The sequence below is a fragment of the Deinococcus peraridilitoris DSM 19664 genome, from assembly GCF_000317835.1.
GTDB classification, from domain to species: Bacteria; Deinococcota; Deinococci; order Deinococcales; family Deinococcaceae; genus Deinococcus_A; species Deinococcus_A peraridilitoris.
Genome location: NC_019793.1, coordinates 1,781,768 through 1,801,922, shown reverse-complemented (window position 1 = coordinate 1,801,922; position 20,155 = coordinate 1,781,768). Strand labels below are relative to the sequence as shown.

General features: G+C 64.5%; 19 protein-coding genes and 1 tRNA gene. 10 read left to right on the top strand and 10 right to left on the bottom strand.

What is annotated here, in order from left to right:
* Window positions 1-16: 16 nt before the first annotated feature.
* A complete protein-coding gene (locus DEIPE_RS08835) occupies window positions 17-343 on the top strand; it encodes an ArsR/SmtB family transcription factor (RefSeq protein WP_015235628.1) in 327 nt (108 codons plus the stop codon).
* Between the two features lie 207 nt (window positions 344-550).
* Window positions 551-1,102: a DUF6428 family protein gene (locus DEIPE_RS08830; protein WP_015235626.1), complete on the top strand. Its 552-nt coding sequence runs from the start codon at window positions 551-553 to the stop codon at window positions 1,100-1,102.
* A 232-nt stretch (window positions 1,103-1,334) separates the two neighbouring features.
* Here DEIPE_RS08830 and DEIPE_RS08825 read toward each other — a convergent pair whose 3' ends face one another.
* Entirely contained in the window at window positions 1,335-2,510 is a 1,176-nt protein-coding gene (locus DEIPE_RS08825; protein WP_015235625.1) for a M28 family metallopeptidase, read from the bottom strand.
* Between the two features lie 110 nt (window positions 2,511-2,620).
* On the opposite strand from DEIPE_RS08825, the gene lepA reads away from it, so the two are divergent.
* From lepA to DEIPE_RS08810, 3 genes are all read left to right on the top strand, one after another.
* Window positions 2,621-4,426 carry a translation elongation factor 4 gene (lepA, locus tag DEIPE_RS08820; RefSeq protein WP_015235624.1) on the top strand — a complete coding sequence of 602 codons (1,806 nt, stop codon included), beginning with the start codon at window positions 2,621-2,623 and terminating at the stop codon, window positions 4,424-4,426.
* A 67-nt stretch (window positions 4,427-4,493) separates the two neighbouring features.
* Entirely contained in the window at window positions 4,494-5,606 is a 1,113-nt protein-coding gene (locus DEIPE_RS08815) for a sensor histidine kinase (RefSeq protein ID WP_015235623.1), read from the top strand.
* On the top strand, window positions 5,603-6,187 hold the full coding sequence (locus DEIPE_RS08810; protein ID WP_015235622.1) for a response regulator transcription factor: 585 nt from the start codon (window positions 5,603-5,605) through the stop codon (window positions 6,185-6,187). Before DEIPE_RS08815 ends, DEIPE_RS08810 begins: the two co-directional genes overlap by 4 nt.
* Before the next feature lie 85 nt (window positions 6,188-6,272).
* Here the strand turns inward: DEIPE_RS08810 and DEIPE_RS08805 are convergent, their stop codons facing one another.
* Both DEIPE_RS08805 and DEIPE_RS08800 read right to left on the bottom strand, forming a co-directional pair.
* Complete coding sequence (locus tag DEIPE_RS08805) at window positions 6,273-6,710, bottom strand: hypothetical protein (protein WP_015235621.1); 438 nt, start codon at window positions 6,708-6,710, stop codon at window positions 6,273-6,275.
* Between the two features lie 177 nt (window positions 6,711-6,887).
* Window positions 6,888-6,973: transfer RNA gene (locus DEIPE_RS08800), tRNA-Leu, on the bottom strand.
* Between the two features lie 267 nt (window positions 6,974-7,240).
* Here DEIPE_RS08800 and DEIPE_RS08795 point away from each other — a divergent pair.
* Entirely contained in the window at window positions 7,241-8,125 is an 885-nt protein-coding gene (locus DEIPE_RS08795; RefSeq protein WP_015235620.1) for a PRC and DUF2382 domain-containing protein, read from the top strand.
* Between the two features lie 57 nt (window positions 8,126-8,182).
* The gene (locus DEIPE_RS23910; protein WP_015235619.1) at window positions 8,183-8,584 is read left to right on the top strand and encodes a hypothetical protein; all 402 of its coding nucleotides are present in this window, start codon (window positions 8,183-8,185) and stop codon (window positions 8,582-8,584) included.
* Between the two features lie 134 nt (window positions 8,585-8,718).
* On the opposite strand, the gene DEIPE_RS23905 is transcribed toward DEIPE_RS23910, so the two are convergent.
* The 4 genes from DEIPE_RS23905 to DEIPE_RS08775 form a co-directional block, all read right to left on the bottom strand.
* Window positions 8,719-8,901 (bottom strand): hypothetical protein, encoded by a 183-nt coding sequence (locus DEIPE_RS23905; protein WP_245557617.1) that lies wholly within the window; start codon window positions 8,899-8,901, stop codon window positions 8,719-8,721.
* Between the two features lie 113 nt (window positions 8,902-9,014).
* Window positions 9,015-9,449: a hypothetical protein gene (locus DEIPE_RS08785; protein WP_245557616.1), complete on the bottom strand. Its 435-nt coding sequence runs from the start codon at window positions 9,447-9,449 to the stop codon at window positions 9,015-9,017.
* 19 nt (window positions 9,450-9,468) lie between these two features.
* Window positions 9,469-10,476 (bottom strand): hypothetical protein, encoded by a 1,008-nt coding sequence (locus tag DEIPE_RS08780; protein ID WP_015235617.1) that lies wholly within the window; start codon window positions 10,474-10,476, stop codon window positions 9,469-9,471.
* Complete coding sequence (locus tag DEIPE_RS08775; RefSeq protein ID WP_041230798.1) at window positions 10,476-12,785, bottom strand: hypothetical protein; 2,310 nt, start codon at window positions 12,783-12,785, stop codon at window positions 10,476-10,478. Before DEIPE_RS08775 ends, DEIPE_RS08780 begins: the two co-directional genes overlap by 1 nt.
* A gap of 240 nt (window positions 12,786-13,025) precedes the next feature.
* On the opposite strand from DEIPE_RS08775, the gene DEIPE_RS08770 reads away from it, so the two are divergent.
* The 3 genes from DEIPE_RS08770 (at window position 13,026) to DEIPE_RS08760 (ending at window position 16,522) form a co-directional block, all read left to right on the top strand.
* The gene (locus tag DEIPE_RS08770) at window positions 13,026-15,065 is read left to right on the top strand and encodes an ATP-binding protein (protein ID WP_157448820.1); all 2,040 of its coding nucleotides are present in this window, start codon (window positions 13,026-13,028) and stop codon (window positions 15,063-15,065) included.
* Window positions 15,066-15,120: 55 nt separating this feature from the next.
* Window positions 15,121-16,110, top strand: coding sequence for a magnesium transporter CorA family protein (locus DEIPE_RS08765; RefSeq protein ID WP_015235614.1), 990 nt, complete (start codon window positions 15,121-15,123; stop codon window positions 16,108-16,110).
* A 94-nt stretch (window positions 16,111-16,204) separates the two neighbouring features.
* Window positions 16,205-16,522 carry a hypothetical protein gene (locus tag DEIPE_RS08760; RefSeq protein WP_015235613.1) on the top strand — a complete coding sequence of 106 codons (318 nt, stop codon included), beginning with the start codon at window positions 16,205-16,207 and terminating at the stop codon, window positions 16,520-16,522.
* A 306-nt stretch (window positions 16,523-16,828) separates the two neighbouring features.
* Here the strand turns inward: DEIPE_RS08760 and nagZ are convergent, their stop codons facing one another.
* The 3 genes from nagZ to murQ are packed head-to-tail and all read right to left on the bottom strand — an operon-like array spanning window position 16,829 to window position 20,096.
* Entirely contained in the window at window positions 16,829-18,304 is a 1,476-nt protein-coding gene (gene nagZ, locus DEIPE_RS08755) for a beta-N-acetylhexosaminidase (protein ID WP_052326776.1), read from the bottom strand.
* A 32-nt stretch (window positions 18,305-18,336) separates the two neighbouring features.
* Window positions 18,337-19,212, bottom strand: coding sequence for an N-acetylglucosamine kinase (locus DEIPE_RS08750; protein ID WP_015235611.1), 876 nt, complete (start codon window positions 19,210-19,212; stop codon window positions 18,337-18,339).
* The gene (gene murQ / locus DEIPE_RS08745; protein ID WP_015235610.1) at window positions 19,209-20,096 is read right to left on the bottom strand and encodes an N-acetylmuramic acid 6-phosphate etherase; all 888 of its coding nucleotides are present in this window, start codon (window positions 20,094-20,096) and stop codon (window positions 19,209-19,211) included. Before murQ ends, DEIPE_RS08750 begins: the two co-directional genes overlap by 4 nt.
* Between the last annotated feature and the right edge of the window lie 59 nt (window positions 20,097-20,155).

Below are 20,155 nucleotides of genomic sequence, written 5' to 3'. Positions count from 1 at the left end.
GACGTACTTTTGATTCATGGATTTCGATGCAACGGCGCAGGTGTTCAAAGCCCTCGGTGACCCTCACCGCCTGAAGGCCCTGCACTTCATCGCCACCGCCGACGCCAGGTGCTGCTCGACCGGTCAGGGCATCTGCACCTGCGACGTTCAGGACGTTCTCGGTCTTGCCCAGCCCACCACCAGCCACCATATGAAAATTCTGGTGGAAGCCGGTCTGGTCGATGTCGAGAAGCGCGGTAAGAACTCCTACTACACCCTCACCAAGCGGGGCCTGCTGATGGCCCGCAGCGTGCTCGATCGACTGACCGCGGCCGTGCCGCGACGCCAGAAGGAGGCCGTATGAGCCCCGAGCTTCAATTCCGCTTCGCCCAAGACCGTCACCAGCCGCTCCTGAGAAAAGCCGAGCGACAACGCAAGACCTGCGGCGCACCGAACATCAGGATTGTTCTGCCTCGCCTCGCTTTCGTTTTAACTGCGCCCCGCGCCTGCACCGCCTGCTGAGTTTTTTTACCTCAATCCATCGACATCTTTAAATATAAGGAGGAGTACCATGACGCAGACCCTCACCACCCCCAACCGCACCCAAGCCTTCCTCGACACCCTCGCCCCACACGCCGGCAAGGCCCTGATCCTTCAGCTTCATGGTGAAGTCCTCGTTCCCACCGGTTACCACGTCACCGAAGTCAAAGCCGTCACCATCGAAGCGATGGACTGCGCTGGCCGCGCCGCCGCCTGGCGTGAAACCGTCATTCAACTCTGGAACGGCGGCGGTGAAGAAGACCGCGGCTTCATGACCGTCGACAAGTTCCTCGGCATCTACGGACGCGTCGCCAAGCGCGTTCCCGTGCAGGCTGACTCCGTACTGCGCTTCGAGTACGGCGACACCGTCCACCCCACCATCCAATACCTCGTCACCAGCATCGAGGTCCAAAGCGAGCGCGTCCTCGTCAACCTTGGCTACCCCGGCGTGTCGTGCAAACCCAACGACGAACGCCTCGCCGCCGGGCAGTCTGCCTGTGGCGGCCCGAGGAGTGGCAGCGTGGAACCCGTGACCCTGGAAAACATTGCCGTGCAGAAGAGCAAAGGAAGCTGCTGCGGGTGAACAAGGGCGGGAACAGCAGGGGAGCGCGGGCCGCTCCCCTTCCCGCGTGTACTGCGGTTGCATTCTGCGGCCTGACGGTTTGAGGGTCACGACCGCGATAGAAGGATCAGGCCCGGATTTTCACGGCTCCCGGTTGGGCAAACGAAGTCATGGCAGCTTTCGTGACGGGTCCACCTCTGCCAGCTCTGCACGTTGTGGTTTCTGCGTTCAACAGGTCGGCGGTGAGTGGAAGTCAGCGAACTGGTGCGGCGACCAGGACGGCGTCGGCCACCTTCATGGCCAGATCGACGGTCTCGCTGATCAGGGCTGGATCGGCCTTCAGGTCGCCCGGCTGATGGTACTGGGGGTCAATACCCCGATGAAAAAACAAGGCGGGCGTACCAGCCTGCAAGAAGGGCGCGTGGTCGCTGCCGTTGCGGTCCTGAAACGCCTGCAGGGTCGGCGCGGCTTTGCGCGCGAGTTCCTGCAGGGTGGTGTCTCCGCCCACCGCGAGCGGCGTGACGTTGACGCCCACCATGTCGAAGTTGAACATCGCCCGCAGGCCCCGCGTGAGGTCGGCGTGACCCTGCACGAAGGCACGCGAGCCGCGCAGCCCATCCTCCTCGCCGTCGAACAGCACGAAGTAGCTGCGCGCCGACAGGGGCGTGTTCACCGCGCGGCGCGCGATGTCGAGCACGGCCAGCGAACCCGAAAGGTTATCGTTGGCACCCGGAGAATCCGCCACCGTGTCCATGTGCCCGCCGAACAGCAGCTCGGGCTTCACGACGCCTGACTTGAACGCCACGATGTTGACTCCCCGCACGTCACCTTCACGCACCCGCACGCTGAGGGTCGCGCGCTCACCTGCCCGCAGGGCCGCGCCGACTTCGGGCGTCACGCCCAGCACGGGCAGCTCGACCCGGTCGCCCAGCGTGCCGCGCAACTCGCCGGCCGTGTTGTTCACCACGATCAGGCCGCTCGCTCCGGCGGCGCGGGCGTTGCGGGCCTTGTCGGCAAACGGAATCTGCCCTCGCGCCACGACAGCAATCTTTCCGCGCACATTCGCGCGCGTAAATTCTTCGGGCGTGCCGACCCCCTCGACCCGCGCAAGTTCGGCGGTGACCTCGCCCCCGACCGTGCCCTGCAGGGCGCGCCCCGTCAGGGCGTTGGCGCCCGCTCGCACACCCGAGCCGAGATCGTCGAAACGAGGATAAGTAAAGCTTTCGCGGCGGGTCTCGTACCCCAGCGCGCGAAACTGCGCTTCGAGGTACGCGCGGGCCTGCTCGTTGCTTTCGCTTCCGGCGACACGCGGTCCGAACTTTATGACCGCATCGAGGTTCTCGGCGATGTTCGCTCGGGCAGCCGAGGACAGCAGGGCAGGGGACAGCACAAGCGCGCCGACGGCGGCGCGCAGCATGAATTGGCGCATGACTACAGGAAAGCACGAAGGAAGGTGAGACAACACGAAAGTCGGTGAGCTGGGTGCGCGCACCCGAAGGTCCGCATGGTGAATTCACCGCCCCGCGCTAGACTGCCTTCGTGTTAGTCCGGAATTTTTCCATCATCGCCCACGTGGATCACGGCAAGTCCACCCTGGCCGACCGCATCCTCGAAAAACTCGGCGCGATGGGCGAGCGTGACAAGCGCGACCAGACCCTGGACACGCTGGAGCTGGAACGTGAACGCGGCATCACCATCAAAAGCACCCCCGTGCGGCTGACGTACCACCGGCCGCTTCGTGAAGACGGCACGGGCGGCGAGGTGTACACCTTCAACCTGATCGATACTCCCGGACACGTCGACTTCAACTACGAAGTCTCGCGCTCGCTCGCCGCCTGCGAGGGCGTGCTGCTGCTGGTCGACGCGTCGCAGGGGGTCGAGGCGCAGACCATCGTGAACGCCTACCTCGCCATCGACAACAACCTGGAGATCGTGCCGGTCGTCAACAAGATCGATCTGCCCGCCGCCGATCCACAGGGCGCCGCGCAGGAACTCGAGGACGTGATCGGCATTCCCGCCGAGGACGCGGTGTTCGCTTCCGGCAAGACCGGTGAGGGCGTCGAGCAGATCCTCGAAGCGATCGTGGAGCGCATTCCGCCGCCGCCCGGCGATCCGCAGGCCCCCCTCAAGGCGCTGATCTTCGATTCCTTCTACGACGCCTACCAGGGCGTGATCCTGTTCGTGCGGGTGCTGGAGGGCACCGTGCGGGCCAAGGACCGCATGATGACCTACTCCAACGGCAAGAGCTTCGAGGTGGACAAGGTCGGAACCTTCACGCCCGGTCTGATCGTCGCCGAAGAGCTCTCGGCCGGATCGGTCGGCTGGATCGCCGCGGGCATCAAGGACATCCACGACGCGCAGGTGGGGGACACCATCACCAGCAAGGATCAGCCCACCACCGATCCTTTTCCGGGCTTCAAACCGGCCCAGCCAGTGGTCTTCTCGGGCCTGTACCCCACCGACACCGAGGATTACCGCAAGCTGCGCGAAGCGCTCGAACGCCTCAAGCTCAACGACGCCGCCTTCGTGTTCGAGCCCGAGACCTCCGAGGCGCTGGGCTTCGGGTTCCGCTGCGGCTTTCTGGGGCTGCTGCACGCCGAGATCATTCAGGAGCGTCTCGAACGCGAGTACGACCTCGATTTGATCGCCACCGCCCCCGCCGTGGTGTACCGCCTGACCCTGACCAACGGCGAAACCTTCGAGACCCAGAACCCGGCCGAGTTTCCCACCCGTGACCGCATCGAGACGATGGAGGAGCCCTACATCAAACTCTCGATCATGCTGCCCGAGGAGTTCGTGGGTCCGGTGATGCAGCTGCTGCAGGAGCGTCGCGGCGCGATGATCACCATGAACTACGTGGGCAAACGGGTCGAGCTGCTCTACGAAGTGCCTTTCGCCGAGATCCTCTATGACTTTCACGACCGCCTGAAGTCCATCTCGCGCGGCTACGCCAGCATGGACTACGAGCAGATCGGGTACCGCGAGGGCGACCTCGTGAAGGTGGACATCATGGTGCAGGGCGAGACGGTGGACGCCCTCGCGGTCATCGTGCACCGCGACAAGGCCTACTCGCTGGGGCGCAAGATCGTCGACAAGATGGCCGAGGTCATTCCGCGCCAGCTCTTTCCGGTGCCGGTGCAGGCCACCATCGGCGGCAAGATCATCGCGCGCGCCACGGTCAAGGCTTACCGCAAGGACGTGCTGGCCAAGTGTTACGGCGGCGACATCAGCCGCAAGAAGAAGCTGCTCGAGAAGCAGAAAAAGGGCCGTGCCCGCATGAAGAACATCGGCACGGTCGAGGTGCCGCAGGAAGCCTTCCTGGCCGTGCTGTCGACGGACGAGTAAATACCGCAGGCCAGCCACCCTGCAAACCACCCTGGGGCGTGCCCGAGCGTCTACACTGACCTCAGGCATGCCCCCCACCTTTCCCGAGGCCAGCCGCGTGATGCGCAAGCCGATTCAGCCTGGCAGCTTGCGGGCGCAGTTCGCGCTGGTGATCGCGCTGCTGTCCTTTCTGCCCAACATCGTGATCGTGCTGGTGCTCGCGCGCCTGACGGGCCTGACCGACTTCACGCTGATTCTCGCCTGGATGGGCGTGGTGGCGCTCGCCTCCGGTGGAGTGGGGTACGCACTCTCGCTCGCCCTGCTGCGTCCGCTCATCCGGCTGACCGGGGAAGTGGAACGGGGGCATCTGGGAGAGCCTCACGCCGACGATCCGCGTGAAGTGATCTCGTTGCGCGCCGCTTTTGCGAGTCTGCTGGGCCGACTGGCGCAGGAACAGGGACGGCGCAACGCTTTCATGGCCACCCTGGTGCACGACCTCAAGACGCCCCTGATCGCCACCTCGCACCTCGTGGCGGTGCTGCGCGGTGTGGGTCTTCCCCAGCTGGAGCGTGAGGAGATCGCCGGTCAGCTGCTGGGCGAGAATGCACGGCTGCTGCAACTGGTGCAGCAGATGGCCGATGCACACAAGTTCGAGCGTGAGGGCGTGACGCTGCACCGCGCGCCGCTGGATCTGCACGCGCTGGGTGAGCGGCTGCTTTCGCGCTTCCGGGTCCGGGCGGCCGAGCGGAGCGTCACGCTGCAGCTGGGTGGAGCAGGAACGAGCGTTGCCGACGAGGCGCAGCTCGACCGGGCCCTCAGCAACCTGCTCGACAACGCCGTACGCTACGCCGAATCTGCGGTGTGGCTGCAGGTGGAGCGTGACCGTCTTTGCGTGTGGGATGACGGTCCGGGACTGGTGCTGCCGCTGTCCGAGCTGGCGCAGCCGTTCAATGCGCAACCCGTCGAGATTGCCGGGCATCACTACACGGCGGGCACTGCCGGGTTGGGGCTCTTCATCGTGCGGCGCATCGCCGAGGCGCACGGGGGTGACCTGCGCTACCGACGCGAGACGCGGGAATACGGGCAAACGCTGCGGGAATGGAGTGTCTTCGAGCTGTATCTGGGTCGCGCCTCGTCCGATCTGCCCGACCTGCCGCACGCCATTCTGGCTTCACAATCCGCACCACCGGAGGGCGCATGAACGTCCTGATTGCCGACGATCATCCGCTTTTTCGCATGGGCCTGCGTTACGCCCTGGCCGCGCAGGGCTTCACGGTGGTCGCTGAGGCAAGCGACGGTGAGGAGGCCCTGCGCCAATGTCGGCGCACCTTGCCCGACGTGGCCCTGCTGGACGTCAAGATGCCCCGCTTGAGCGGCATCGAGGTCTGCGCGCGGCTGCAAAGCGAGAACATTCCCAGCGCGGTCGTCCTGATTTCGACGTTTGCCGAGCCCGCCATCATCGACGCCGCGCGCTCCGCCGGAGCGCGCGGCTACCTCAGCAAGGAAACCGATCCGGCGGTTCTGGCGCTGTCCTTGCGCCGAATTGTCAGTGAACCCACGCGGGACTGGCTGCCGCGCACCAACCTGCCGAGCCTCACGCCACGCGAACGCGACGTGCTGTCCTTTCTGGCACGCGGACACAGCAACAAGGAGATCGCGCGCGAACTGGGCCTCAGCCCTGACACCGTCAAAGACCACCTGGGGCGGCTGTTCGCCAAGCTGGGCGCCGACGACCGCCTCAGCCTGCTCAACCGGGCGCGCGAGCTGGGGCTGGTGTCATGAACTGGCGTGTCCTGAACTGGCCCGAAGAGCAGGTGCGATGAAAAGCGGAACGGTCATCACTGACCGTTCCGCTTGCTCGTGAGCTTCAGCGCAGGTTCGCGCAGGTCACGCCGCCGTCTGCGGGAGTGCCCGACGCGTCACGTGCGGTGTGAATGTTGAAGTAGGTGCCCTTTTCGACTTCCGAGGTGGCGTGCGAACCGCTGAGCACCAGATTTCCCGTGGCGTCCGTGCGGCCCACCATGGTGGTGGAGACGATCGGTGCCCCGCCCGAAAGGCAGGGTGGCTTGTTGGCGTCGCCCTGCACGTGGTAGTGCGAGACGTAAAAGGTGTTGGGCCGCAGGCCCGCCACGGTCGCCGACGAGTTGGTGAACCCGTCAAAGCGCATGGCGCGCGTGACCGTTCCCGTCGCGTTCAGCTCGGTCATCATGCCTTCCTGCTTGCTCACCGCGAACGACATCTGGCTTGTCGGAGCGCAGGCCCCCAGCAACGCGACTCCCAATGCACCCATCAGCAGTTTCTTCATAACCCCTCCTCGAAATGTCCGGCTCTACCAGGAGATACGCACGCCAAAGGAGTTTGGATGATCCGGTGTCTTCACCATAGTTTCACGCTTAGAGAGGTCTGACAGGGGACTGGCACAACGAAGTTCCAGGGGCCGCCCGGGTAAAAAGCCAGGAACCCCGTTTGGCGGGGTTCCTGCTGGTGCCGAGAACGGGACTTGAACCCGTACGGGCAAAGCCCGACCGATTTTAAGTCGGTTGCGTCTACCGATTCCGCCATCCCGGCGCAGGCCGAGAATACCACGGCTGGCACGTACCTGCGTGGTCGCTCCTGATGGATGGTGTGGGTCTTTTGATGCGGCAGTTGCTCCTTTCTGACCTTGCTCGGAACAGAAGCCCGGAGACGCGGCGCTTGTCTCTGCTGCCCGCACGGCAGCCGCAGCGAGAGTGGACCTCCATAAATGGAATGACCTTTACAGCCCGCTCAAGGCGTTCCTACACAAGTCGCAAAAAATAAAAGAGTTGGGTCCCTCGGGGCCGGAAAGGATTTCAGATGAAAGAGCTTATCCCCCTGCACGATATCTCCCGCGACCACAACGTCAACTTCCGAGACGAGGGCCTTTTCGATCCGACTGGCCACGCGGCTTACGGCGTGAACGGTGACAAGATCGGAACCGTTCGCAGTGCACTGGCTGATCCCGAGACGGGTCGTCTGCGCTACCTGCTGGTCGATGTCGGTGGTTGGTTTTCCAGCAAGGAGGTACTGGTGCCGGTGGGCCTCGCTCGTCTGGAAGACGACGCCGTCTATTTCGACTCGCTCACCAAAGAGCAGGTGCGCGACATGCACGGTTACACGGGCAGTTACGACTACGACGCACAGACCAGCGATGAGCGCATCTTGCGGGGCAATGATTACGACGGCGTCGTGGGAGACCGCGATGCTGGCAGCGTGTCGAACACCAGCGCTACGGACCGCCGTTACAACTACCGTGACGAGGACGAGGGGGACCGGATGTTCAAAACCCCCGAGCGACTGCGGCTGCTCGAAGAGCGGCTGACGGTCGACAAGGAGCGCTACCTCGCCGGCAGCGTCGAGGTCAGCAAGCACGTCGAGAACCGCCAGGAGCAGGTGAACGTGAACCTTGCCCACGAAGAAGTGGTCATCGAGCGGCATCCCGTCACCGACCCGCGTCCGGTAGCGGGCAACGTCACCTTGGGCAGTGACCGCGAAACCGTACGGGTGGACCTGGAGGCTGAGCGCGCCAACGTGCAGAAGCAGGCTTACGTTACCGAGGAGGTCACGGTGGGAGAGCGCACCGTAAGCGAAACGCAGACCTTCACCGAAACCGTGGGCAAGGAAGTCCTCGACGTGAACCGTAACGGCGAAACACGCGACGTGAACGGACTGGATGACACCGGCCGCCGCGACGAACGCTGAGTGACTTGATGACAAGCCGGGCTTCATTGGCCCGGCTTGTCAGGAAAGCAGGAAACCATGAGCAAGAAAGTCAAGATGGACGTTCGGTCCCGCCGCGGTGGGTCACCCTTGCCGCTGGCACTGCTGGCTGCCGGGGCGTACTACCTGTGGCGCAACGAGGGTGCGCGCAATAAGGTAATCGACACCCTTCAGAATCTCAATCCTGGCCCGCAAGGCAACTTCGAGCGGGTCGGCAGCGCGCTGCGCGGTGGTGTTGAGGCCGTGAAGCGCGGTGAAAGCCCGATTGACGCCCTCAGGACCGCCGCCCAGGAGGCTCAGCAGGGCTTCAAGAAGAGTGCGGACAACGCGACAGACGACGTGCGGAACGCAGCCGACGACCTGTCCGATCAGGCGCGGCAAGCCAGCACCGATACCCAGGACGTGCCCCGCGATCCCCTGCACGACCGCACAGACATTTGAAGTCGCCGCACAAAGAAGCCAGGCCGGCCTCCTTGCCTGCCTGGCTTCTTTGACGGTGGGCACACGGCGTCCCAATTTCAATCTGCCGCGTGCTGCTCCTGACTCCGCGTGTCCAAAAGCGCCGCCCGATAAGGTCAGGTGGGTGGGCGTCCGTGCCGGGCAGGCCGGAAAATCGCAGGTGCCGCTGGCAGATGACCCAGCTCGTCACGGTCGTTCGCCAGAATGAGACAGGCCTGCGAGGTTTCCGAAGGGTTGAACAGCCCCAGTACCCGGTAGGCCACGTCTTTCGAGAAGCCACTGTCCAGCGCCCGGAGCATGGGTGACCGGGTCCTTCGAGTTGCTCGATGCGTACGAAGGGGTGCGGGTGGAAAGCGAGTATGCTCCAGTGTTCTGGCAAGCGGAGTGCGTAACCGTACGCCTTGTGACTCCTTCAAGAAGTGGTCAAGACGGGCTGGTCTTCTGGGGCGTCCTCTGTGGGTGAGTGCAGCATCTGGTCGCGGAAAATACGCACGGCGTCCTGTATGTAGCTGAGATAACGCGGCAAAAACTGCAGGAAGTGCCGGGGGTCGGCGTGGATGGCTTCTACGCTGACCCAGGTGTCGTTTTCGACCGTGTGCACTTTCACGAGTTTGGCGTGCCGGTTGAGGGCGTCGCAGGCCAGCAGCGCGCGGCCGTACTCATCTTCGGTTTCCAGCGACCAGAAATTGGGCAGCAGCAGTTGAAAAAACTGCGGGTCTTCGTGGTTGTCCGGCAGAAAGTAGGTGCTGCCCTCGTACTTGAAGCTCAGGCCCGAGTCAGGGCTTTCCTCGACGCGGAAGCCTTCGGCGGTGAGGGCCTCTCGCAGGGTGTTTTGGGATGAGGTCATGGTCATATCCAAGCTCCGTTCAGGTGTCGCGGTAGAGTTCATCGGGCAGTGAGGCGACGAGTTCGTTCATGCAGGCGGTCGCGTCGACCATCCAGGTGTAGGCATTGCCCAGCCCCACGCTGATGTCCGACTTGGCATTGGCCAGGCAGAAAGTGCTGATGACGCAGTCGCCGTTGTCATCGAAATACACCGTGACAAGGCCATTGTCGTCACGCAGATGGATGGTCGTCCGGTCGGGCATGTCCGGGCAGATGTACGAGGTCGCGTCGATGGCCCTCTGGATGCGCAGGTACTTCTCGGGGTCCTGCACAGCCTCGCGAAATCCCCTGGTGCCGGTGCGCAGCTGAAATCCGCACGGCCAGCCGGGACTGAGCACCTCGAACGTGACCGGTCCACATTGCAGAAAGGTGACGTTGCCTTCCTGCCCGGTCTTGACCATGCGCCCCGAGGCTTCGGCAAAGACCACAAAGGCTTCGGCAGCGCTATGGTAGCGGCGCAGGGAGTCGTCGGCACGATAGCCGCCTTCCCAGGTGCCGACCTGCAGCGGAGGCACTTCCCGGGAGGGTCGGCCGAGGAACTTCAGGGCGTGGTTGGCAGCGTCTTCGGCGATGTGCACCGCGATGTCGTACAGCGTGTCGATGCGGTAGCGACCGAAACCCTCACCGCGCATGCCGACCATCAGTTTGTCCTGCCCTCGGTCCACATAACAGCGCGCGCCCATCACGCTTTTGGACACGTGATCCATGCAGCGGTACACCTGAAGCTCGTCTACGCCTGAGACATCTACTTCTGCATACACGGCGTCGCCTGCAATAGCGTTGACGTGATAGCGCAGACCCTGGCGTGTGAAGCGCACCTGCCAACGGGTGCGCTCCGGGTCATCCAGGTCGTCTTCCTCGTAATCCTCGTAGTGGTCGAGGTCCTTGATCAGCCGCGCGGCTTTGAGAAAGGAACCACGGAACTCGCCGATTTCGTAGTCACCGCGCATGACCTCGCGCCTGTCTTTTTTGCGAAACAGTCCGAACATCACTCCTCTTCCTTGATCTGCATGTTTTTCTGAAGGTCTTTCACGAAATCATCGGGATTGATTGGCATCACTTCCTGGATGCCTTCCTGCACGACTTTGCTGATGATTGCGTCGTCGGACTTCGAAGGTTTTTTGCCTTCTTCCTCGCCCAGGAACGTTTTGAGCTGGGTTTTGAGATACAGGTTCAGCTGGTCACGAACCGTCTTCTCGGCTGTTTCGGCCACGCTCGACTCGAGCAGCTGCGCCATACCGGCGATCGGTGTGGCCCCCCGAAGGGTGGAGGCGATCTTCACGTACTTGTCCAGACGGTCTTTGACCGCGAAGCGAACGGGAGAGCTGACCACGTAGCCGCTCCGGGCGATCAGCCCTTGCCGGGAAGCCGCAGAGCCAAAGAACTTGACGAGCACTTTTTTGACGCCTTCTGCCTGATACGCGGCGAGCGTGGCTTTGCGCAGATCCTCGGAGGCGTGGCGGGCCACGAACTTGCTGGCCTCTCTTTCGGCCCGGGCATCGAGGCTGGTACGCGCACGTTGCACAAAGCCCATCGCGTTCATTCTCGACCTGACTTGCTCTGCCCGAGGATTGGTAATTCCGTCGGCCAGCAGTGCCCTGCGTGCCAGCTTCTTTCCGTCTTCCTCGATCTCGCGGGCAAGCCGCGCTTTGGCAGCGGCCTTTGCTGCGTCGAGCTGACTGGCGTACATGGGTTGGGTTCCGACCAGTTGGCGCATTTCGGCCTGCGCGGCGCCCTGCTGCCCAAACAGGCGGCCGTATCCCACAGTGAGTTCCTGACCGGCCTCACTCCACGTCTGGGTCAGATGCGCCCGGATGGCCTGGCTGCTTTCACGAAACTCGTTGAAGGCCTTGACGAGGTTCGGGTTGTTGGACGTGCCAATGACACGGTCGACGTACCTGGTAAATCCGTCTGCCTGCCCCTGCACCAGCTGACCGGCTTTGCTCGTCTTCCACGAGCGTCCGATTTTATGCCCGGCATTGTCGATCTTGTCGAGGGCGACGTTCTTGAGGTTGTTGAGGACCTTTCCTGCTCCTGCCAACCAGTGATTGGCCGTGGTGTTCGCGGCGCGCACGGCCCTGACGGCCTTGAGGCTCGAAGCGCCTCGCAGCAGGCGCAGGTCCTCGACACGCCAGGCCGTCACGTTTCTGCGCAGGGCTTTGATGGCGCCGTTCTTTTTGTCCAGCGCGCTCTGGGCCTGACGCCGCACGAAGTGTCCCGGGCTGCTGTTTTTGACGGTGGCGCCCGCCGAGGTCAAACTGCGCGCGGCCTTGGCTTTCTGGGTGTTCACGAACCCGTTCAGGGGATCGCCCACATGATTTTTGAAACCTGTCATGGTGTGCTGCGCGCCACTTTTTATGGCGCTGCCCGTTCCCTTGACACTGTTTCCGGCGGCCTTGAGTGCCGCGCGCTGCGAAGGCGACAGCAGGCGGCGCGCTCCGGTGCGGGCGGCGGCCATGCCCAGCTGAGCCGTCCCTTTCAGGGCGGGCAAGGCGCCCCTGGCGAGCGCGCCGACGCTGCCGATCACCGCTTTTCCGGCGAAGCGGGCGAGTGGGCCGCCGAAAGCGCCGACCGCGCCGTCAACTGCCATGGTTTTCAGGCTCACTCCCTGAAGCGCGGTCTTTGGCGTGTAAGCGTAAGCTGTCTCTTGCCTGGCCTTTTTGGCTGCGGCGGCGTTGAATACCTGATTGTGCACAGCCTGCGCGGCAACCCCACCCGCCGCGCTGACGGCGCCCGCGAGCATCAAGGCGGGCGCGGTGAGCGTCCCGGCGCTGGCGACCGTGAGCAGACCCACGCCGGTCAGCGTGATGCCTTTCCAGAAAGCCGCTTTGCCTTCTGGCGTCGCGTACCAGCTTTTGAACTGAGTGATTTTCCTGCTCGCGTAGGCCCGGGTGTTTCCAGCCGATGTTTTCAGGAAAGTGCCGCTTTCGGCCAGCAGCTTGCGCGGTTGCCGAGCGTACCCTGCCGCTTTTTGGGCGACCGCAGTCCCGGTGTCGCGCAGCGTCTTTGCCGAAGCGTTGGTCAGGTCGGCAAGTCCTTTGACTTCCTTCTTGAAGAAACTGCCGATCTGTCCGAAGATCGTGTTTTTCCTGGTGATGTCTGTTTTCCCGGGATTGCCAAGGACATGTTTGGGTGCCACTTCGTCCTGAATCCTGCCGGTCGGCGCGGGCCGAATGCCCGGAATTGGGGTGGGCGCGAAGGCGCAGCCTGTTCGGGGCCTGGGCGTGCTGGCCTGCTGAGCGAGGTTCGTCGGTTTGGGCGTGTCCGGGTTCTTGGCCAGGGGAGCGGGAATGGGCAACTGTCTTTTTGCGGTGGTATCTGCTGATTTGGAACGCGTGCCCGTCCGTGGCGATTTGACCGGCGCCTTTCCAGAGAGGTGCGACGCTGATTTTTTCTTCGGGTCGAGCTGCTGATCTGGCATGAACACCTCGGCGGGATGAGAACGCTGCCAGCTTAGCCGACCACTGGGGCCAGAAAGCGCGCAAAGTCGCGCCGATTTTCGCGCCCTGATAGGAGGGTCTTGCGCTACAAAGAAGGAATGCCGCTTTCTGACAGGCCGGGCAGCACCGGTGAGCGTTCTCTGTTCGAGCGGGCGTGTCACGACCTCGCGCGTCAGGTGCTCGAACAGGTCAGTGCCAGCGGAGAGCGTCCGCTCACGTTGTCCCTGCCGGAACTGCCGGGCACGGCCTTTGAATTCCTGTCCGAGACCTTTGAGCTTTCAGCGTTCGAGCGTGCGGTGCTGCTGTTCGCGGCCACAATGGAACTGCAGACGGCCTCGCTGCTCCTGCCCTGCGCGGTTGAGCTGAACTTCGGAGAAGACATCACGCGGGCCTTTCTGAGCCCCTACACCCTGGGGCAGTGGTTGGGCAGTACAGACCCGGCGGCGTTTCAGGCGTCGGCGGCTTTGCGTGCCTCGGCCTTGATTCAGTTGCGGCCTTCCGGCTTCGAGCAGAGCAGTGACGTCCTGTCCGCCTTGCGCATCACTCCCGGAGCGCTCGGCTACCTGCTCGGCGCACAGACGGTCTCGGCAGAGGGGCAGGTGTTTCTGGAGGCGCTGGGAGATGGCGGGAGGCTGGGAGCGTCACAACGCGCCGCGGTGCACGAGATCGAAGGGCTCATGCACGGTTCGCCTGCGGGGAGCCTGCCGGTGATGAACGTGTACGGCGATCGGCAGGAAGGGTTGCTGGAGGTGTGTCAGGCGCTCTCGGTGGGCCCCCGCTGGCTGCTGCGTTTCGACCGGGTTGTGCGGGCTGTGCAGCAGGAGCGCTTCACTCCAGACGAGGTGCTGGGCATCGTGCAGCGCGACCTGACGCTCACGAACGCCACACTGGTCGTGGCTTTGGAGGACCGGGGACCGGGCGAAGCGGACGAGCGAGGAGTCACCCGCCTGGGGTCGCTGGGCTGGACCGAGCAGAACTTTGTGCAGGAACTGTGCGCGCGGTTGCGCACGCCGGTGGTGCTGCTGTCGCGCACTCCGGTGTCCTTTGCGGTACCACAGGACGTGTACGCGCTAAGCGTGGAGGCGCCCAGTGCCGAGGAGCAGACGGAATTCTGGATGGCCGCCATGAACCTCGGCCCGCTTCAGGCGTCCGTGGTACAGCTGCGGGCGAGCTTGCGCCAGGTCACGACACAGTTTTCACTGAGCGCCTCGAAAATCGAAACTGTCGCGCGTGACGCGCACCGTCATCTGCAGCAGCGGGCGGATCCGGACGCTCAGGTCAGCCTGGAATCGCTGCTGAGCGAGGTCTGGGAAGCCTGCAAACGCCAGGGGCGCAAAGCCTTTCAGGGAATCGCGGACCGGATGGTCTCATGCGCTTCGTGGGAGCAACTGGTTCTGCCCCCCGAGGACCTCGACTCCCTGCGGGAGATCATAGAGCAGGTTCAGCACCGGCATACGGTGTACGACGCCTGGGGCTATGGTGCCCAGGAGCGTGGCCTGGGCATCACGGTGCTGTTCAGTGGAACGAGCGGCGGCGGAAAGACCTTCGCCGCCGAAGTGATGGCAAACACACTCAACCTCGATCTCTACCGCATCGACCTTTCCAGTGTCACCAGCAAGTGGATCGGTGAGACCGAGAAAAACCTGAGGCGCATTTTCGACGCGGCCGATGAGGGGGGTGCGATTTTGCTCTTTGACGAGGCCGACAGCGTCTTTGGCAAGCGGGGTGCGGTGCAGAGCAGCAATGACCGTTACGCCAACCTCACCACCAATTACCTGTTGCAGCGGCTCGAGGCGTACCGGGGACTGGCGATTCTCACGACGAACTTCGAAGGCAACATCGATGCGGCCTTCATGCGCCGCATCCGCTTTCAGGTGCGTTTTCAGGAGCCTGACGAGCGCTTGCGCGCTCAGCTCTGGCAGCGGGCTTTTCCGGCAGGTGTGCGAACCGAAATGCTCGATTACGCCGCGCTGGCCCGCGTGAAGCTCACCGGCGCGAGCATCAGGTCGGTGGCGCTCGGCGCCACGTTCATGGCCGCCGCGCAGCACACTCCCGTGACCCCCGTGATCGTGCAGGAAGTCATCCGGCGCGAACTGCGCCGTCAGGGCCGCCTGATGCTGGCCGAGGTCCACCGCTGACACGATCTTGCACCGGCATGAATCGCGGCTTGGTCTCAGGCTCTAGACTCGGGCAATGATTCGCGCGATGTCCCTGCTGAACACCGAGAGCGTCGACTGGAAGACCGGCGGCAACAGCATCTGGGTGGATGTCGAAAGTCCCAGTCCTCAGGAGGTGTCCGAGCTTTCCCAGGTCTTTGCCTTCAACCCGCTGGCCCTGGAGGACGCCCTGACCCACGGACAGTGGAGCCGGTTCGAGGCGTACCCGGAACACGTCTTTCTGGTATTCCGCACGCTCGACCAGCCTCAGGCATGCAACGACGAAACCGAGCGGGTAAGCCTCTTTTGGTATCCCGCCACTGACACCCTGGTCACCTTGAGACTGGGCGAGGTGGATTACCTTTCGCGTACCTGGCTGGAGTTCGAAGGCCTGCGCTACGGCAGCGAGGAGCGCTTGATCTACACCCTGCTGGCGCAAGGTGCCGACACCTTCTTCAAATTCGCCGACGCGATGCAGGACAAGACCGACGAACTCGAAGAAGAGCTCTTTACCCAGCCCAATCCGCGCAACATGGCGCAGGAAGTCTTCGAGTACAAGCACACCATCATGGATGTGCGGCGCCTCGTGCGGGGGGCGCGCGAAAGTGTCGCGGCCTTTGCCCGGCACGGGCAGGTCGTCACCTCAGGCTACGCGGTGGGCGTGAACGGTCAGGGCAGCGCCGGAAAAATCGATCCGCAGGCGCAGGAGGTGATGCTGTACTTTCGGGATGTGGTGGGCACCCTGGACCGGGCGCACGACACGCTCGAGTCGGCCCGTGATGTCCTCTCAAGCGTGCTGGACGCCAATCTGTCATTGCAGAGCCACAAGATGAACGAGGTCATGAAGACCCTCACGACGGTCAGTGCGGTCTTTTTGCCGCTCACCTTCCTAGCGGGCGTGTGGGGCATGAATTTCGAGCACCAGCCGGAATTCGCGTGGCGCTACGGTTACCTGTTTGCCTGGGCGTCCTTTATCGCCGTGGGGGTATCGCTGGCCGTGTACTTCAAAAAGCGTGGCTGGTGGTGACGACCGGGAGTATCTGAGGAATCCATGGCAGGATCTCCGATGATGCTGGGGCAGAGTTCACACCTTCTCGAAGGGCTTGCCTTACACTTCCCGCATGCATGTCCGTCGCCGCAGCAGTATCTACGAGTGCCGGGGCTTCGTGATCGAGCCGCGTGCGGTCGTGTCGGGCACCCTGGTGCGCTCGGACCTGATGGCGCAAGGCAATGCGGCTTTCCCCGAAGGCCTGAATGCCGGCACCCAGCGCAGCTGCGACCTGACCATCGAAGGACCGCTGCCGCCCGGTGAGTTCGTCGCCCGCGTCGACGTGCCCCGCCTGGAGCAGTGGCTGCGCATCCGCGTGGTGCCCGACCGCGTGGCCGGAAATCGCGTGACGGGTCCCTACACGGTGCTCGACCACGGCAAACTGGGTTGACCTGATCACAACCCGGTCACCCGGCGGCAGCGCTCCGGTTCCTCATCCTCAGGGCAGGCATCCTGGGCGCACGGCGGGCGGAACAGCTTGCCGGCAATCACGGCGTGTCGTGTGCCGGTGGTGTGGGGCGGGGTGGGCCAGCCTTGACAGGCGTGGTCGCCTGACCGCCTGCGGCCAGGTCGGCGGGCCGGACGTCCGGGAGAACGCACCTGGCTCTCTGCCTGGCCATCAGGGAGGCTTCGCCGATCTGGGAAGTCGAGCGGTCTGCCAACCGCGCGGAATTGAGGTCGGGTATGTGGTGGAGCGTCATGGCTTTTGCGCCGGGTGCTCGGCGGACCGGGTTTCGAGCAGTACGGGCAGGCGGCCACCTGCGGCCACCTCGCCGCGCAGATAGCCCAGCACCGCCTGTACGGCCTCCGGCCGGCTTCCGTAACTGAGCAGCGCCGGAGCGTCCACATCCAGCACCGCGTACGGGTTCCACAGCGCAAGGTGCAGGTCGGGGCGGGCTCGCCGCCAACCGGGAAAACGCTGGCGGGTGGTGGTGGCCAGGATGACGGGGCGGCGCTCTTCTCGCAGCGCGTCCCAGTCCACGGGCACCTCACCGCTCACCAGGTGCGCCCGTACGTCGTACAGGGTCTCCAGGTGACGAAGCAGCTGTGCCCCACTCAGGCCCGCCTCGCTGACGTATTCGCCGGGGACCTCGGCGAGCGTCACCAGGGTGACGCTCGCGCCCGGGGGTGGGAACTGCGGGTCGCGGTACGTCGTGAGCCCCCGGGCCCAGGCAGCCTGCATGATCCGCGCGTCCTGCTCCCGCTGAACGCCATCGTAAGCTCGCTTCTCGCTGGGAAAGCGGCGGGCGAGCGCGCGCAGCCGGCTGCGGCGTGTGTCGGACTGCTCGATGCGGCCTTCGGCAAGGGCGCGCTCCACGGTCTGCAAGGTTTCTTCCTGCGCGCTGCGCCGTCCCAGAGCCATCACCATGTCCGCGCCCGCTGCAAGGGCCATGACCGCCGCTTCTCCCCGACCGAAATGGTCGTCGATGGCCTTCATGCCCATCGAGTCGGTGATGATCACCCCGCCGTAATTCCAGGCTTCACGCAGCAGGCCGCTCAGCACGCGTTCTGACAGGGTGGCGGGCCGTGTTTCGTCCAGTGCCGGGTAGACGATGTGCGCGGTCATGACGGCGGGCACGTCAGCTTCCGAAACGGCGCGCTGAAACGGCATGAACTCGCAGTTTTCCAGCTGCCCGCGCGTCTTGTCGACCCGGGGCAACGCCAGGTGGCTGTCGAGGTGGGTGTCGCCGTGGCCGGGAAAGTGCTTGACGCAGCCTGCCACCCCTTGCGAGAGTGACCCGGAGAGCCACGCCAGCGCGAGCGGCGTGACCTGCTGCGGATCACTTCCGAACGCCCGGTCGCCGATCACCGGGTTGGCCGGATTGCTGTTGACGTCCAGCACCGGCGCGAAATTCCAGTTGATGCCCAGCGACGCCAGTCCGCGAGCGGTCGCTGCGCCGACCTCAAAGGCCAGTGCCGGGTCACCGCACGCGCCCAGGCTCATGGCACTGGGGGGGAAGGGAAAGAAGGTGGTCCGCACGACCCCGCCGCCTTCCTGGTCGATGGCAATCAGCGCGTCCGGGCCCATCACGAGGCGCAGCTCGGCGGTGAGCTGCGCGAGCTGCGCGAAGTTTTCAATGTTCTTGCGAAACAGGCACACTGCGCGAATAGCGTGACGGCGCAGGTGCTCGCGGGTGTCGTCATCAAGGACTGGGCCAGGAAGGTCGACCATCAGGAGGGCTCCGGCGTTCTGGCAAGCGGGAATCACGTTGATCCTTTCCGGGAGGCGAGAAGTACCCCTCTGTGCTGAGCGAGCGCCGCGGCCCATTGAAGCGGCGAGCAGCGCGCTGCTCGCCACTGTGGTTCGCGCTCGGGCCAGTCGAGTTGCGTGGCCAGTCCCCCCCAGGTCCCCACAAGTTCGGTTTTGCTGTCACGCGTGACTTCTTCGAGCAGTTCCTGGCACAAGTCCCGCCATTCGGTCACGGCTCGCTGCGCGTGCTGGTCGCCCGCGGTTGCAGCCTCGAACAGCAGTGGGGCGAACTGTGCGTAGTCGCCCGCTGCGCGGCCACGCGACCACTCCAGCACTTCGCGCGCAGAGGTGAAGCGCCGTTGCAAAAGCGTACTGAGCGCAGATACACGGCTGTTTTCCCAGTCGCGCAGGCCGAGGCGCAGCGCCTGCAGGCCCAGGTCACCGCCGCCGCCCTGTTCGAGCGGGAAACCCCAGCCCATGCGGCGCAGCACGTCTCCCTGTGCGTTGCGGGCAAGGGCGATGCAACCCGTTCCCACCAGCAGCAGCGCACCGCCTTCACCGGCGAAGTAGGCGCCCAGGGTCAGCAGGGCGTCGCTTTGCACCTGGAGTTGCCCGAACGGATGTCCGGTGTCCTGCAACGCGCGTTCATCCTCCGGGGTCGCCAGACCCGCCACGCCCGCGTGAACGGCGCACTCGCTCAGGGACGCAGGCAGATTCGCCCGCTCGAACGCATTCTGCACGGCTTTCTCCAGATTCGCCATGACCTGGGCCGGGCCAACCTGCCGCAAATTACCCCCCCCGGCGTGACCTTCGCCCAGTACCTGCGCATGCTGGGTCAGCAGGGCTCGGGTATGCGTTCCTCCGGCGTCCACGCCTACCGCGTAGGTCATGACGTGCTGGTGATGGCGGCGCGGACGTGCCCGCCCGACGCCTGCAACAGCGCCCGGGCTTCGCTCACGCTCACGCCCCGCAGCAGACTCACGATGGCCACGTTAACCTTGAAGTCCGCCTGCGCGAGGACCGCGCGCGCCTCGGTCTCGCTCACACCCGCGGCGGTCATGACCAGCATCACGGCCCGCTCGCGCAGCTTGTGGTTGCTGGCCTTCACGTCCACCATCAGGTTGCCGTACACCTTGCCGAGGCGGACCATCACCGCACTCGAAAAGGTGTTCAGGGCGATTTTCTGGGCGCTGCCGGCCTTCAGGCGCGTGCTGCCGCCGATCACTTCGGCTCCCGTGTGCAGGCAGAGGGGAATGTCCGCTTCCAGCAGCAGTGGCGTGCCGGGATTGTTGGCCATGCCGATGGCGAGTGCCCCGACTTCGCGGGCACGGCGCAGGGCGGCCACCGTGTAAGGGGTGGTGCCCGAGGCGGCGACCGCAATCACGACATCACCCGCCCCGAGTTCCACCTCGGCCAGGTCCTGCAGCGCACCATCCGTGCTGTCCTCGGCGCCTTCCTGGGCTTCGAACATCGCCAGGCGCCCGCCGGCCAGCAGCGCCACGGCCCGCTCGGCCGGCCACGAAAAAGTGGGAACCAGCTCCGCCGCGTCGAGCTGCGCGAGTCGCCCGCTGGTGCCGGCCCCCGCGTAAATCAGGCGCCCGCCGCGCGCGAGGCGTGTGACCGTTTCATCGACGGCGCGCGTGAGGTCCCCCAGGACAGCGCTGACCGCCTGGACGGCCTGCGTCTGGTCGTCCACCAGGGCGCGCACGACGTCGGCGGTACCCAGGGTGTCGAGCTGATCGTAGTGGCTGTTGAGCTGTTCGGTGTCGAGCATAATTCTCCGGAATGTTGATTCAGCACTGGCAGTTCAGCCTCAGGTCAGGGCAGACGCGC

Bases quoted from the DNA above. Each gene is read 5' to 3' on its own strand.
- DEIPE_RS08770 (WP_157448820.1), top strand. From the start codon at position 13,026: ATGCCGCTTTCTGACAGGCCGGGCAGCACCGGTGAGCGTTCTCTGTTC.
- DEIPE_RS08785 (WP_245557616.1), bottom strand. From the start codon at position 9,449: ATGACCTCATCCCAAAACACCCTGCGAGAGGCCCTCACCGCCGAAGGC.
- nagZ (WP_052326776.1), bottom strand. From the start codon at position 18,304: ATGGTCGACCTTCCTGGCCCAGTCCTTGATGACGACACCCGCGAGCAC.
- DEIPE_RS23910 (WP_015235619.1), top strand. From the start codon at position 8,183: ATGAGCAAGAAAGTCAAGATGGACGTTCGGTCCCGCCGCGGTGGGTCA.
- DEIPE_RS08835 (WP_015235628.1), top strand. From the start codon at position 17: ATGGATTTCGATGCAACGGCGCAGGTGTTCAAAGCCCTCGGTGACCCT.
- DEIPE_RS08805 (WP_015235621.1), bottom strand. From the start codon at position 6,710: ATGAAGAAACTGCTGATGGGTGCATTGGGAGTCGCGTTGCTGGGGGCC.
- DEIPE_RS23905 (WP_245557617.1), bottom strand. From the start codon at position 8,901: ATGCTCCGGGCGCTGGACAGTGGCTTCTCGAAAGACGTGGCCTACCGG.
- DEIPE_RS08795 (WP_015235620.1), top strand. From the start codon at position 7,241: ATGAAAGAGCTTATCCCCCTGCACGATATCTCCCGCGACCACAACGTC.
- DEIPE_RS08830 (WP_015235626.1), top strand. From the start codon at position 551: ATGACGCAGACCCTCACCACCCCCAACCGCACCCAAGCCTTCCTCGAC.
- DEIPE_RS08765 (WP_015235614.1), top strand. From the start codon at position 15,121: ATGATTCGCGCGATGTCCCTGCTGAACACCGAGAGCGTCGACTGGAAG.
- DEIPE_RS08780 (WP_015235617.1), bottom strand. From the start codon at position 10,476: ATGTTCGGACTGTTTCGCAAAAAAGACAGGCGCGAGGTCATGCGCGGT.
- DEIPE_RS08815 (WP_015235623.1), top strand. From the start codon at position 4,494: ATGCCCCCCACCTTTCCCGAGGCCAGCCGCGTGATGCGCAAGCCGATT.
- DEIPE_RS08810 (WP_015235622.1), top strand. From the start codon at position 5,603: ATGAACGTCCTGATTGCCGACGATCATCCGCTTTTTCGCATGGGCCTG.
- murQ (WP_015235610.1), bottom strand. From the start codon at position 20,096: ATGCTCGACACCGAACAGCTCAACAGCCACTACGATCAGCTCGACACC.
- DEIPE_RS08825 (WP_015235625.1), bottom strand. From the start codon at position 2,510: ATGCGCCAATTCATGCTGCGCGCCGCCGTCGGCGCGCTTGTGCTGTCC.
- DEIPE_RS08750 (WP_015235611.1), bottom strand. From the start codon at position 19,212: ATGACCTACGCGGTAGGCGTGGACGCCGGAGGAACGCATACCCGAGCC.
- DEIPE_RS08760 (WP_015235613.1), top strand. From the start codon at position 16,205: ATGCATGTCCGTCGCCGCAGCAGTATCTACGAGTGCCGGGGCTTCGTG.